15 protein-coding genes are annotated in these 12,995 nt (G+C 37.0%); 7 read left to right on the top strand and 8 right to left on the bottom strand.

Features of this window, described 5'->3' with window-relative positions:
* Positions 1–10 precede the first annotated feature (10 nt).
* Positions 11–1,264, bottom strand: coding sequence for a hypothetical protein (locus HF196_RS00420; protein ID WP_168455335.1), 1,254 nt, complete (start codon positions 1,262–1,264; stop codon positions 11–13).
* A gap of 155 nt (positions 1,265–1,419) precedes the next feature.
* Here HF196_RS00420 and serS point away from each other — a divergent pair, with 155 nt between their 5' ends.
* The 4 genes from serS to HF196_RS05970 all read left to right on the top strand — a co-directional run bounded on the left by serS (position 1,420) and on the right by HF196_RS05970 (position 4,867).
* Positions 1,420–2,697 carry a serine--tRNA ligase gene (serS, locus tag HF196_RS00415; RefSeq protein WP_168455334.1) on the top strand — a complete coding sequence of 426 codons (1,278 nt, stop codon included), beginning with the start codon at positions 1,420–1,422 and terminating at the stop codon, positions 2,695–2,697.
* Between the two features lie 35 nt (positions 2,698–2,732).
* Entirely contained in the window at positions 2,733–4,004 is a 1,272-nt protein-coding gene (gene purD / locus HF196_RS00410) for a phosphoribosylamine--glycine ligase (protein WP_168455333.1), read from the top strand.
* Positions 4,005–4,492: 488 nt separating this feature from the next.
* A complete protein-coding gene (locus HF196_RS00405; RefSeq protein ID WP_168455332.1) occupies positions 4,493–4,645 on the top strand; it encodes a hypothetical protein in 153 nt (50 codons plus the stop codon).
* A gap of 90 nt (positions 4,646–4,735) precedes the next feature.
* Positions 4,736–4,867, top strand: coding sequence for a hypothetical protein (locus HF196_RS05970; RefSeq protein WP_256359377.1), 132 nt, complete (start codon positions 4,736–4,738; stop codon positions 4,865–4,867).
* 22 nt (positions 4,868–4,889) lie between these two features.
* On the opposite strand, the gene HF196_RS00400 is transcribed toward HF196_RS05970, so the two are convergent.
* On the bottom strand, positions 4,890–6,038 hold the full coding sequence (locus tag HF196_RS00400; protein ID WP_168455331.1) for a cysteine desulfurase family protein: 1,149 nt from the start codon (positions 6,036–6,038) through the stop codon (positions 4,890–4,892).
* Positions 6,039–6,190: 152 nt separating this feature from the next.
* On the opposite strand from HF196_RS00400, the gene HF196_RS00395 reads away from it, so the two are divergent.
* On the top strand, positions 6,191–6,889 hold the full coding sequence (locus HF196_RS00395) for an alpha/beta hydrolase (RefSeq protein WP_168455330.1): 699 nt from the start codon (positions 6,191–6,193) through the stop codon (positions 6,887–6,889).
* 232 nt (positions 6,890–7,121) lie between these two features.
* Here HF196_RS00395 and HF196_RS00385 read toward each other — a convergent pair whose 3' ends face one another.
* Positions 7,122–7,796, bottom strand: coding sequence for an ABC transporter ATP-binding protein (locus HF196_RS00385; protein WP_168455328.1), 675 nt, complete (start codon positions 7,794–7,796; stop codon positions 7,122–7,124).
* Positions 7,797–7,825: 29 nt separating this feature from the next.
* Positions 7,826–8,287: a HesB/IscA family protein gene (locus HF196_RS00380; RefSeq protein WP_168455327.1), complete on the bottom strand. Its 462-nt coding sequence runs from the start codon at positions 8,285–8,287 to the stop codon at positions 7,826–7,828.
* 47 nt (positions 8,288–8,334) lie between these two features.
* Here HF196_RS00380 and HF196_RS00375 point away from each other — a divergent pair, with 47 nt between their 5' ends.
* Positions 8,335–9,534 (top strand): deoxyguanosinetriphosphate triphosphohydrolase, encoded by a 1,200-nt coding sequence (locus HF196_RS00375; protein ID WP_168455326.1) that lies wholly within the window; start codon positions 8,335–8,337, stop codon positions 9,532–9,534.
* Entirely contained in the window at positions 9,534–10,766 is a 1,233-nt protein-coding gene (gene ribD, locus HF196_RS00370) for a bifunctional diaminohydroxyphosphoribosylaminopyrimidine deaminase/5-amino-6-(5-phosphoribosylamino)uracil reductase RibD (protein ID WP_168455325.1), read from the top strand. The genes HF196_RS00375 and ribD overlap by 1 nt, the downstream gene beginning before the upstream one ends.
* 56 nt (positions 10,767–10,822) lie before the next feature.
* Here ribD and HF196_RS06050 read toward each other — a convergent pair whose 3' ends face one another.
* The 4 genes from HF196_RS06050 to HF196_RS00350 all read right to left on the bottom strand — a co-directional run bounded on the left by HF196_RS06050 (position 10,823) and on the right by HF196_RS00350 (position 12,973).
* Positions 10,823–11,329, bottom strand: a complete 507-nt coding sequence (locus tag HF196_RS06050) for a collagen-like triple helix repeat-containing protein (RefSeq protein WP_168455324.1) — start codon at positions 11,327–11,329, stop codon at positions 10,823–10,825.
* Positions 11,330–11,617: 288 nt separating this feature from the next.
* A complete protein-coding gene (locus HF196_RS00360; protein WP_174855500.1) occupies positions 11,618–12,232 on the bottom strand; it encodes a hypothetical protein in 615 nt (204 codons plus the stop codon).
* A gap of 225 nt (positions 12,233–12,457) precedes the next feature.
* Positions 12,458–12,637, bottom strand: coding sequence for a hypothetical protein (locus tag HF196_RS00355; RefSeq protein WP_168455323.1), 180 nt, complete (start codon positions 12,635–12,637; stop codon positions 12,458–12,460).
* Between the two features lie 123 nt (positions 12,638–12,760).
* Complete coding sequence (locus tag HF196_RS00350) at positions 12,761–12,973, bottom strand: hypothetical protein (RefSeq protein WP_168455322.1); 213 nt, start codon at positions 12,971–12,973, stop codon at positions 12,761–12,763.
* Positions 12,974–12,995 lie beyond the last annotated feature (22 nt).

Here is a 12,995-nt window from a genome sequence, read left to right as displayed (position 1 = left end):
CTATATAGTGTTACAAACTGGGAGCTTGCCCTCTTGAAGTGGAAGGCGGAGATGTTGCCGTTCTTGGCGAAAGATCACATAAAAGCCCGTTTTCTAGATCTTTCTTCCATTTTTCATCGTTCATGAGTGCTTCTGCAAACTCTTTTCTTTTTTCATTCAAATCAAATTTATATTCTGATAACTCTTTGTCAATATCGTCAAATGATTTGCATTCGCTGAGCATTTGTGTGATTTTACTAGCATTTTCTAATGCAAATATACCACAGTTGCAGCCATCGTTTTGCTGCTTAGTTTTAGAGCTTCTCCTGCTATCATCCCCTATTCCCAAAATTGCTTCCAGTGCACTCACCATATTATCAGTATCTATTGGAACGTTAACTAATTCATTTTTCTTATCCCGACACGTTTGCGCTGTTTTTTGGACATCTTCACCCATTTCTTTTTTTCCTTGTGCATTTAACTCACCAGCTTGCTTAGTGAGAGGGGGAATCAACTTGTCTTTAATTTCGTTTGCGAGTTCTATTTTCTTGCGTTGACTACCAGGGCTTGGTAAATCAGCACTAAAAGAATCACAATAATAAGCTCTAAATTGCTCTGAGTTATATGCAACAACTAGCGTTACCCAATGATTGCCACCTAAATTAATAACTGAAGTAAATATACTTTTCGTATTCTCTCGTTCTGCTTTATCTTTATATTCTTTCAACCTCTCATTCAAGGAGTCAAGGTTGCCGGGGATACAGAAGAATACACCGTTCGTGGAGTTTTCTGAATACCTATATTTAACTTTTGCAATATGCGCAATATCATGTTGTTGTAGCCAGTAAGCATAGTTTTCTCTATTTGTCTGATGCACAAGAGTATCCAGATTTTCATGAAACTCTTTACCACCTAAACCACTATCCGAAGAAGCAAAAGAAGCATTAGAGCTTCTACGACTAACGTCCTCTGGACCTTCGCTACCAACGCCACTATCTTTATCTTGATCTGCTTCTTTACCACTCACATAACCTTTGATCCAGTAAAATAGAGGTTCAATAGCTACTTTGTATGTTACTGCAAGAGCTACTCCGATTACAATCCACATTATAGGATGAGAAATTAGCATAGCAAGTGGCAAGGTTAGGAGAGAAGATCCGATTATTAACCCCAAGCAGCTAATAGTAAACGTAGCTGTTAGATATATTCCAAAAGCGTAAATAGCAAACCTTCCACCAGCTTTAAGCTTGGTAAAGTAAGTGCTCTTTTCTGCAGTGCCCAACATGTTATATATATGAATACCAAGTTAACTAGGTTTTAACAGATTTTAAGGGTAAAGTCAATCATGATGATCTTGGTATCTATATTATGTCGTATGCAAAAATATTGAGTATCACAAGCTTTTAAAGTACAGTAACAATGTTAGTAATAGCACAATGTATGCATGATATAGAGTATATACGCAAAAACCCTGAGGAATTCGGAAAAACGATGAAGAGCAGGGGAATTGAAAATTTTACTGTAGAAGAAATATTGGAAATCGATCATGAGAAAAGGTCATTGACTACTAAATTGCAAGATTTGAATAGACAGCGCAATGAAATCACAGAAGAGATAAAGAAGCTTAAGGTAAGCAAGAGCTCTTGTGAAAATGAGGTAAAGGCATCAAAAAATGTAACAAATGAGATAGAAGAAACCAGCTTAAAAGAGCAAACTGAAAGGGTTAAGTTAACAAATATTTTATCTAATCTGCCGAATATCCCTGCGCAAGATGTACCGATAGGTGCAGATGAAAACTCCAACTTAGAAGTGAGAAAATATGGAAAAAGAAGGCAATTTGACTTCACAGCAAAACCTCATTATGAGCTTGGAGAGAAATTAGGTTTAATGGATTTCGAACAAGCTGCAAAAATTTCCGGATCAAGATTTGCAGTATTGAAAGGACAACTGGCTAAGCTTGGACGAGCGCTAATAAATTTTATGCTTGAAATGCATGTTAAAGAATTTGGCTATACTGAGGTGTATCATCCGGCTTTGGTAAAGAATGAAGCGATGTATAATGTTGGTCAGCTACCGAAATTTTCTGATGATTCATATTTAACTACCGACGAATTAAGGCTGATTCCCACAGGTGAAGTGGTTTTGACAAATTTAGTTGCTGATAAAATAATAGAAGAAAAAGAACTGCCAGTTCGTTTCACTGCATATTCGGAATGTTTTCGTAAGGAAGCCGGTAGTGCAGGACGAGACACGAGAGGCATGATAAGACAACATCAATTTGGCAAAGTGGAGTTGGTGAGTATCACAACCGAAACCCAATCAAATAATGAACTTGAGCGCATGACAAGTGTTGCTGAGGAGATACTAAAAAAATTAGAACTGCCATATAGGGTGATGTTGCTATGCAGTGGCGATATGGGCTTCGCCGCACAAAAAACTTATGATATAGAGGTATGGCTACCTGGGCAAAACAAATACAGAGAAATATCAAGCTGCTCAAATTGTGGTGCATTTCAGGCAAGAAGAATGAACACTAAATACTTTTTAGAAGCTGAAAGAAAGGTGAAAAAATATGTTCACACTTTAAATGGCTCGGCCTTGGCTATAGGAAGAACGATTATTGCCATAATGGAGAATTATCAGAATCCTGACGGGTCGGTTACAATACCAAACGTGTTGCAAAAGTATATGAGTAATGATACTGTTATAGGCAGATAATAATTTTAACATACGGGAAAACGAGGGAATTAAAGATGAAGGTTCTGGTTGTGGGTTCTGGTGGACGTGAGCATGCTTTACTTTGGGCTCTGAAAAAATCTCCTATCTTAACTGGGTTATATGTTACTCCTGGCCGCCCAGCTATGGGAAATTTTGGGATTCTTGTGGATATAAATCTTAAAAACCCAATCGATGTGACACAATTTTGCAAAAGAGAAAATATCGAGTTGGTTATTATTGGTCCAGAACAACCAATAATTGATGGTCTTGCTGACAACTTAGTTGCAGAGGGAATAAACGTTTTTGCTCCAAGCCAGGCAGCTGCAAAACTTGAAGCATCAAAATCTTTTGCCAAAGGACTATGTAAACAATATGGTGTACCGACTGCCAAGTACGAATGTTTTGTTGATGAAGGGTTAGCTAAAAATTTTGTGCTTAGCAATAAAATAAAGTTTCCACTTGTAGTGAAAGCAAATGGAATTGCAGCAGGGAAAGGCGTAATAATATGCAACACAGAAAACGAGGCTTGTGCAGCAATAGACTCAATGTTGGTAGAGAAAAAATTTGGTGAATCAGGTGAAGAGGTAGTCATAGAAGAATTTTTAGTTGGAGAAGAAGTAAGCTTTTTTGCTCTTGTTGACGGATTGAAGGTGGTAACCCTTGGATGTGCAAAGGATTATAAAAGGGCTAATGAAAACAATGAAGGTCAAAATACCGGAGGTATGGGGTCATACTCATCGTCCTCAATTATAAGCAAAGATATGGAACAAAAAATTATCCAAAGAATAATATATCCAACAATTCAAGCGCTGAATAATATGGGGACACCTTATAAAGGAGTGCTTTTTGCTGGTTTAATGATTTGCAAAGATAGCCCTAAACTTCTTGAATATAATGTTAGATTTGGTGATCCGGAAATACAATCTATTTTGCCTAGATTGGGTGAAAATTGCGACTTATTAAACCTAATGTTGTCAGTTGCAGAAGGAAAGTTAAATACTAAAGCGGTGGAACTCAGCAGCAAAGCTACGGTTTGCGTAGTTGTGGCAAGCAAAGGCTATCCGGGCGATTATCAAACGGGAGAAGTAATTAAGGGGTTGAATAAAATTGAAAACATTCCTGGTATATTGGTATTCCATGCCGGTACTAAGTTAGACGAAAGTGGTAACTTAGTTTCTGATGGCGGGAGAGTGCTCAATATAGTAGGAGAAGGAAGCAGTGTAGAAGAAGCTAAAAGCAAAGTGTATTCAGCATTAAATTTTCTAGAATGGCCAGGAGGATTCTTCAGGTACGACATCGGGAGTTAACTATTTGTTGTGTCTTAGGATGTTACTCAAGTAATAATTTTTCAGTCATAAAAATGTAGCTAAAATTTACTTGATAACCTCCACAAGTCTGCTTATCATGTGGCTGAAGCTATTCATTTAACTTCGCAATCTGTGCAGGTTAATGACAAAAAACTTAGGGTATTTGGCGTCTCATGTTTAAATTTTTGCACTATGTGCACTTATGTCTTTAATAAACTTTCAAGGTTTTTACCTATATAAGCTAAAATGCGCTTGTTAAAGCGTTTAAAACAGTAAAAAACGCCGATTAAAAGATAGATAGTGAATAACTAGCTAACAGGGTTTCTTTTGCCTTTTTTTCTGCTTGGTAAATTTCTTAACGTTTAAATTTAGATCAGTTGCGGTTTAAAAGCAGCGAGATTAGACGTTTAGAATAAAAAAACGCCAGTTTATAAAGTTAATATAAATAATTAGCCACCAACGGGGCTTTTTTTGCCTTTTTTTCTCATTTGGTAAATTTTTTAATATTTATAGCTAAAGCAATTGAAAAGTCTATAAAGGGTGTCATTCCAGCGCTTGACACTGGAATCCAGCCTTATTTTCACTTTTACGCAAAATCGAAAATAAGAGATTTCTTATGTTCATCCACGCAAATAAGGTAAGCCTTATTTTCATTTTTATATAGAATCGAAAATAAGAGATTTCTTATGTTCATCGAAGGGTGTCATTCCAGCGCGTGACGCTGGAATCCAGTGAAAAAAATGGATCCCAGTGTCCGCTACTCGGATGACATCATTGGACTACTTAGATGCATCATAGAGGCTACAGGGATGACATCAACAATCCTGTCATTCCAGCGGAAGTTGTTAGAGTCTAATAAGTAATTTTTATGTCAGCTAACTGCTTTCACATATACAAGGTATTTTTCTTGTAGATATCATACCAACAATCCACTATCTTTTTTATGTCCAGTGGCTTAGTTTGTGGACCTATACTGATTCTAATCGAACACTGTGCTTGCTCTTTTGTTGCTCCCATTGCAAGTAACACATAAGAAGGTTCAACTTTTCCAGAAGAGCATGCAGAGCCATTGCTAACTGCAATGTTATGTAAGTCAAAATTCATGAGCTGTACATCACTCTTCACTCTTGGCATATAAACGAAGCTTGTGTTTGGCAACCTTTTAGAGTTTTTGCCAAAGATTTTGATTTCACTGGCAAGGTTCAGTAGTTCACACTCCAATTGATCACGTAGTTCCTTTATTTCATCCGCTTTTGACAGGAGGTTAGGAATATTTTTCAATGCTGCAGAAAGACCTGCGATTGCAACAATATTTTCTGTACCACCGCGTAATCCTTTCTCTTGTCCACCACCTATTATTATTGGCTTTATTATAAGATTTTTATCAAATATTAGAACCCCACTACCTGCTATACCGCCAAATTTGTGGGCAGACAAGGTGAGTAAATCTACTCCTAAATCTTCCATGTTAACTTCAATTTTTCCAACACTTTGAGCAGCATCAGTGTGACAGATTGCTCCAAATTTATGCACCATTTCAGCTATTTCCTTAACAGGCTGGACAACTCCAGTTTCGTTATTGGCCATCATAACTGAAACCATTACTTTACTTCCCTCAAGTTTGCTTAGAATCTTTTCTAGTTCTAGAAGATCAACAATGCCTTCCTGATTAACAGGTATTATGTGTGGATTACGCGCAGAATTAAGAATTGAAGGATGCTCTATAGCTGAAATCACGTGCTGAAAACCTGTTATTCCTCTCATAACAAGGTTGTTTGCTTCAGTTGCACCAGATGTAAAAACTATTTCTTTATTGCTTGGAATACCAATAATGCTGCGTATATTATCTCTTGCATCGTAAAGAATCTTTCTTGCTTCTTGTCCCTTTCTATGTAATGATGAAGCATTCAAGACTTGTTTCGATAAGACTTCAAGTATACTTTTTTTTACACAATTGCTAATTGGAGTAGTTGCGTTATAGTCAGCATATACATGATCACTATTTCCTAATGGACCTGAAGGTTTATCTGTCATTTTACTAGAAAAATTCCTTACTACTTACTGCAACAGCCATATGTATCAGCGTAGCACGACAAAAAGCCTATTGCAAAAACAGTGAAATTAATACATAATTAATATATACATAATTTACATATTTATTAAATCGGTTCTTACTAGGAGCAAACATGGTAGAAGTTTTTTTGAACAATGCAGCAAAAAAGATAGAGGGTGAATATCACCAAAGTAAAAATGTCAATGCACCCGTTGTGTTAATTCTACATCACCACCCTCAGTATGGCGGCAATATGGATAGTAAAATGGTACATAGTATGTACACATCTTTTATTGATAACAATTTTTCTGCATTGAAAATTAACTTCCGTGGTGTAGGAAAGTCCACCGGAACTTTTGATAAGGGCATGGGAGAATTAACTGATGCTGCAGTGGCGATCGATTGGCTTCAAGAACATAACCTGAGCAATGTTCCAATTTGGGTCGCTGGTTTTTCTTTTGGAGCGTGGGTAGCTATGCAGCTAACGATGCGCCGACCTGAGATAGTAGGCTTCATTGCGCTCTCTCCTCCAGCAACTAAGTATGATTTCTCTTTTCTTTCTCCCTGTCCAGTGCCTGGGCTCATAATACAGAGTAATAACGATACAATTTCCGAAGAAAGTGATGTAACAGAACTAGCAAAGAGGTTGATGAACTCAGTAAAAAGTGACTATATGGAGTATCACATAATAGACGATACTAATCACTTTTTAAGAGGTAAAGAAGAAGAAGTAACTCAAATCATAGATGACTATATAAAACTGCGCTTGAGTAGTGCTGCTATTTCTTCCAAAAATGTAAGAAAAGAGATAAGGATAAGAGAGTACGTCTAATCTTTACAAATAAGAAAAATAAGTGTAGTTATATAAGTGAAGGAGGTCTTGTTATGTTTAGACGACGATTATTATTTCTTGTTTTAGCTACATCTATGTTATCAGGGTGTCTCTTCAGCAAGCCGCGTAAGTTAAAAAGTCCGTGTATTAGAAGCAATGCAAGTACTTCGTGTGAGCTGTATCCTGTTAATGACCATTGGCTGGGTAAGAAGTAGATCTGTACTATACCTATTTACAATTTTACTAGTGACCCGTTTTTTAGTTGTAAAACAGAGTCTGCTTTTTCTGCAAGGGAGTGGTTATGCGTTACTATAAGCATAGAGCTGTTATTTTTCTTTACATATGAATATAACAGCAAAAACACATCCAAAGAATTTGTTGGGTCCAAATTCCCTGTCGGCTCATCTGCGAGTAAAAGCTTTGGAGAATTTACAATGCTTCTTGCAATTCCAACTCTTTGCCTCTCTCCACCGGAAATTCCAGATATCATACTACTTGCTTTGTTTTCTAGGCTAAATTTTTCTAATATTGTCTGTGTACTTTTCATTGCTTCAGCTTTGCTCTTCCCTGCGATAAGTTGAGGAAGCATAACATTTTCTAATACTGATAACTCTTGTAACAAATAGTGAAATTGATAAACAAAACTAAGAAAACTTCTTCTTATATAAGTTTTGTATTTATTGCTAGCTTGTGTGCAATTTACTCCATCTATTGCCACCACACCTGAAGTTGGCTTATCTAGTAAGCCTGCAATTTGCAATATAGTTGTTTTTCCCGATCCCGAGCTGCCAATTAGTGCAACCACCTGTCCTTTTGCAACCCTTAGGTTGATATTTTCTATGATAGCGGGACTTTTCTTGAAGCTTTTACCTACGCAAATCAGCTCTAGCGCTACATCACCGCTCATGTTTACAAATCTCAGTGGTCTGGCAATAATTAAATTGAGAAGCTGTTACCACATCCACACCGCGACTTAGCGAGAGCATTTTTTATTTGAAAACCAGAACCACTTAGGTTTTCAGTGTAATCTATAACCGAATTATTTAAAAATTTTGCTGAACAATTATCAACCATTAATACAGGGTTCCCATTTTTATCATTAATTACTATATCTTTACTTCTTCTACTAAAACTAGAGTGGCTTCTATAATCCTCGCTATCTTCATAATCATCATCATCTTCGTCATCAAATTCATCATCGTAATCATCATCTTCGTCATCATCCAAAGATAGATTTTTATTTATTTGATCTATAAGAAAATCATATTTGAAGCCAGAACATCCACCACCTGAAACCGCAACTCGCAAAACATAATCCTTATTTCCTTCCTGCTCTGCAAGAGAGTGAATCTTTTTCAATGCATTGTCAGTTAAGTTAATATTGTAATTTGTTGACATCGTTACCGCCGTTTATTATTGATAGCTTATTATAGTAGAAATTTTACATGTCAAACAATAATTTTCTATTAAGCTATGCGTGCTTCCCAAGCAAAACAAGAGGCAGATATTTCAAAGAATTAGAGGATGAAAACCGTAGCTGCTTTCAGCGTGATAGGGATCGCATTATTCACTCTAATGCATTTAGAAAATTGGAGTACAAAACACAAGTTTTTATCAATTATGAGCATGACTACTACCGCACTCGGCTTACCCATAGCCTCGAAGTTGCGCAAATTGCAAGATCTATTGCACGCAGACTCGGATTGGATGAGGATATTACTGAATGCATAGCGCTTGCACATGACCTTGGTCATCCACCATTTGGTCATACAGGTGAGAATGCTTTAAAGAAATCAGTTCAAGATTTGGGCCTTGATACCGAGAAGTATGAATTTGACCATAATGTTCAGACTATAAGAATTTTAACTTACCTTGAACAAAAACATGCTGACTTTGATGGTATGAACCTAAGTTGGGAAGTTATCGAGGGCGTTGCAAAGCATAACGGTCCCTTGCTCGGTCAGAATGCAGTGTCTCACACAAATAATCCATTATTGCTAGAATATAATGAGAAATATGATCTAAAACTTGAAGAATTTTCAAGCGTCGAAGCGCAAGTTGCTTCAATTGCCGATGATATTGCATACAGTGTCCACGACCTTGATGACGCATTGAGAGGAAATTTAGTCACCGTAGAAGACCTGCTCGATGTTCCTTTAATTGGAAAAACATTCAAGGACATAAAAACCCAATACTCAGAACTGTCTCAGAACAAACTTATACATGAATCGCTCAGTAGAGCTATAGGAATTATGGTAAGAGATGTTATTTCTCAGACTAAAAAAAATATTGAAGATTATAAAATAAAAAGTGTAGAAGACGTAAGAAGCTTAGATAAGATGCTAGTCACATTCTCACCAGAAGTTGTCAATGCTACAAAAGAAATAAAAAAATTTAATATGGAGAAAATATACAGAAGCTATAAACTAGGCAGAACGATGAACAAAGCAAAACGTATAGTACAGGAGCTTTTTCAATGCTTTTATGAAAACCCAAGGTTATTACCTGTAGAGTGGAATAGGCTTGCCTGTGAACATAAGCGCTCAGTGGTAATATGTGACTATATCTCCGGCATGACAGATAGATTTGCCATACACGAGCACAGAAGAATTTTTGACACCTCATATGAAATGACCTCTTTCTAATGACTGATGATTATTTCATGTCAATAGCGTTAAAGCTTGCAGAAAAAGCTCTTGGAAGTGTTGCACCAAATCCTGCTGTTGGGTGTGTCATTACAAAAGATGGTATGGTGGTTGGCAAGGGCTACACAGGAATTGGTGGACGCCCACATGCAGAAGTAATCGCCCTACAAAATGCTAAAGATTTAACTCATGGTGCAACTATGTACGTTACTCTTGAACCATGTTGCCACTTTGGAGTTACAGAACCTTGTACCGCAGAAGTTATAAGAGCTGGAATAAAAAGGGTAGTAATTGCCACAATTGACCCTGACACGAGAGTTTCAGGTAGAGGCATTAAAGTCCTAAAGGAAGCAGGAATTGAAGTAAAACAAGGAATTATGCAAGAGGAGGCAGAAAAACTGAACATTGGCTTTTTCACCACTCGGAAGTTACATAGACCATTTACAGCTTGCAAAGTCGCAACAACTCTTGATGGAAAAATCGCAACATTTACAAGTAACAGTAAATGGATTACAGGCAAACAGACGAGAAACTGGGTACATACGCTTAGAGCAAAATATGACGCAATTATGATTGGCAGCAACACTTTAATTAACGATGATCCACTACTTACCTGCAGATTGCCAGGGCTTGAGGATAGATCACCAACCAGGCTAATTATTGATAGTCAAGGAAGGTTGAGCGAAGAACATAATATCGCAAAGACTGCAAACAAAGTAGCAACTTGGGTAATCACAAATAAAGAAGTAGAGAAGAAGATAAAAAACATTAACTACTTGATAGTTAATTCAAATAACAAACCTCCTGCCATCTCAGCATCCCCTTCTGTCATCCCAGTGCCCAGACACTGGGATCCAGAAAATTTAATTGCAAACGAGCACACCAGGCAATTGTGTGATAAAAACTGGATTCCAGCGTCACGCGCTGGAATGACATCGGGTCGGAAGGCAGGCAAAGTCTGCCTAAAAGACACAGTATCAAAGCTTGTTTCAGAGGTTGGCATAACAAGGTTATTAGTTGAAGGTGGAGGAGTGTTAATCACAGAGCTACTGAAAAGCGATCTAATTGACAGATTAATAATCTGCCGTAGTGGTAAAATTTTAGGTAATGATGCCATTCCTTTTGTAGGAAATTTAGGAATCCAATCTATCAATAACTGCTACCAATTCAAGAAAGCGGAAGTAATAGACCTTGATGAGGATATAGTTGAGGTTTGGGATAGATTGTTGTAACTTCTACATGCTTAAATAAAAGAGGTAGATTATCTCTACCTCATGTACCATTTAGCCTAAATTTGTGCTATTTCAGATACCTTTTCTTTAAGCACTCTAACAACATCAGGGTTTTCCAGAACACTTGTAAGCTGTGTTTTTAAAGCTTCTTCAGAAACTTCGCCTTTTTCTCCTTTTGGTCCTGGATCTCCCTTATCACCTTTGTCACCTTTTTCTCCTTTTAGTCCTGGATCTCCCTTATCACCTTTGTCACCTCTTAGTCCTTGTTCACCTTTCTGACCTTGTTCACCTCTATCACCCTTTTCCCCTTTTGCAACAGACATTTGCTGATATGAAGAAATAGCCTTTGCCGCAAAATATACAGCAGCAACAAAGAGAACCGCAATTCCAATAGGATTAACAATTGTGCTAACAAATGCCAAAGATTCAGGTACGGCAATTACATTAGTAGTAACTAATATTGCTGTTATTGCTGCCGCTAAAGACGCAAGTGCAATTGTACCTTCAATGCTCATTTTTGTTATGTGCGCTGTGTTTCCCCACTTCCATATGCTTTGACTCATAATAACCCTCCTTTTCACGAGATTGATAATAAATTTAGCATATACACATATTAGCATACATAATCAAGTTATTTTTTTGTAAATTTAATTTTTTGCTGCAAATCTGTTTTTTTAACTGCTACCAACTATATGCAGCTAGCTAAATTTAGAACAAACCAACAGTTGTGCAGATGAGTTGAAAGAAAATTTTGAAATTGTGACTTTGCCCACAATTGTATGAATATTAAATCTCTTGCAGCTACACGTTAGCAGAATCTATGCTAAAATACTACGAATCTGTTGTAAGGTTCATCCATTTAGAATAAAGTCCAGTGTCACTTCGCGCCAAATATGGTAGTGTTCAACAGGTAAGCCGGTTATAGGGCTACATTTATATGCTGCACGCATTGCGTTATCTGCTATTGACCTGAAAAGAGGATTATTTTTATAGGAACTACTGTCTGCCACATCAGCCATAATTATTTCACCTTGATTGGATAGTAATAAGTTAATTTTTATGCTAAAATTTTCTTTGTAAGCTATGTTTTCAGGAATACTCCAGCATTTTGTAAGCTTGTCCCTTATAGAGTTAATGATTTCTGTTACGGCTAGCTCATTCTTTTTACTCTCAACACTCTTTTCACTTTTTATTTCATTTTTTACCTCTTTTGGCTTTACAATGTCTCCTAGTTTTTTATTTACGTTTCTTTTTGGAATTGGAATAAACTCTTCACTTTTGTCAGTTTCTTGCATTTCAATGATTCGTCTTGGTTGTGCTGTTTGCTTCGTAATAACAGTATTCTTTCTTTGCGGCGTAGGGATGACTGACATATCATTTGATTGAGCCTTGATTGAAGATAATAAAAAAAGTAAAAGGCAACATAGAGATAGAAAAAGAGCGTGGTTAGAATAAAAAGAACGCATATGTTAAAATCTATTTTACTGCTTTAAAGCTAATATTATACGTAAAGTCAATATATTTCAGCGAGTTGAGGTAATTTCTAAAACTAACTCTTAATTATACCAGCAATCCCTTATTCTTGCTTGCCATCCCGTATAATGTTATCACAGTAGCCTTTTCTTGTCATTCCAGTGTGTCTTTTGTAATTCCTGTAGCCTCTACAATGTCATCCCAGTGTCCCTTTTTTGTCATCCCAGTGCTCCGACACTGGGATCCACTCTTTTTTCACTGGATTCCAGCGTCACGTGCTGGAACGACACCTTCAGAAAGTGGACCAGCGCTGGAATGACAGGGTTGTGGATGTAATCCGAATGACCCAACGATGTCATCCCAGTGCTCCGACACTGGGATCTAGTCTTTTTTTTCACTGGATTCCAGCGTCACGCGCTGGAATGACACCCTGTGATGAAAATAAGAAACCTCTTATTTTCGATTTTGTATAAAAATGAAAATAAGGCTTAGTAGCTAACACTAGGATCTAGTCTTTTTTTTCACTGGATTCCAGCGTCACGCGCTAGAATGACACCCTTCGATGAACATAAGAAACCTCTTATTTTCGATTCTATATAAAAATGAAAATAAGGCTTATCTATTTGCGTGGATAAATATAAGAGACCTCTTATTTTCGATTTTGCGTAAAAATGAAAATAAGGCTGGATTCCAGCGTCAAACGCCGGAATGACAGGGTTTAAGAAATTTACCAAATGAGAGAAAAAGGCAAAAAAA

The organism is Wolbachia endosymbiont of Ctenocephalides felis wCfeJ (assembly GCF_012277315.1).
In the GTDB taxonomy this organism is placed as follows: domain Bacteria; phylum Pseudomonadota; class Alphaproteobacteria; order Rickettsiales; family Anaplasmataceae; genus Wolbachia.
This window is presented reverse-complemented; position numbering and strand designations above follow the sequence as displayed.

Bases quoted from the DNA above. Each gene is read 5' to 3' on its own strand.
- HF196_RS00360 (WP_174855500.1), bottom strand. From the start codon at position 12,232: ATGCGTTCTTTTTATTCTAACCACGCTCTTTTTCTATCTCTATGTTGC.
- HF196_RS00375 (WP_168455326.1), top strand. From the start codon at position 8,335: ATGTCAAACAATAATTTTCTATTAAGCTATGCGTGCTTCCCAAGCAAA.
- serS (WP_168455334.1), top strand. From the start codon at position 1,420: ATGCATGATATAGAGTATATACGCAAAAACCCTGAGGAATTCGGAAAA.
- ribD (WP_168455325.1), top strand. From the start codon at position 9,534: ATGACTGATGATTATTTCATGTCAATAGCGTTAAAGCTTGCAGAAAAA.
- HF196_RS00395 (WP_168455330.1), top strand. From the start codon at position 6,191: ATGGTAGAAGTTTTTTTGAACAATGCAGCAAAAAAGATAGAGGGTGAA.
- HF196_RS00385 (WP_168455328.1), bottom strand. From the start codon at position 7,796: ATGAGCGGTGATGTAGCGCTAGAGCTGATTTGCGTAGGTAAAAGCTTC.
- HF196_RS00420 (WP_168455335.1), bottom strand. From the start codon at position 1,264: ATGTTGGGCACTGCAGAAAAGAGCACTTACTTTACCAAGCTTAAAGCT.
- HF196_RS00400 (WP_168455331.1), bottom strand. From the start codon at position 6,038: ATGACAGATAAACCTTCAGGTCCATTAGGAAATAGTGATCATGTATAT.
- HF196_RS00380 (WP_168455327.1), bottom strand. From the start codon at position 8,287: ATGTCAACAAATTACAATATTAACTTAACTGACAATGCATTGAAAAAG.
- purD (WP_168455333.1), top strand. From the start codon at position 2,733: ATGAAGGTTCTGGTTGTGGGTTCTGGTGGACGTGAGCATGCTTTACTT.
- HF196_RS06050 (WP_168455324.1), bottom strand. From the start codon at position 11,329: ATGAGTCAAAGCATATGGAAGTGGGGAAACACAGCGCACATAACAAAA.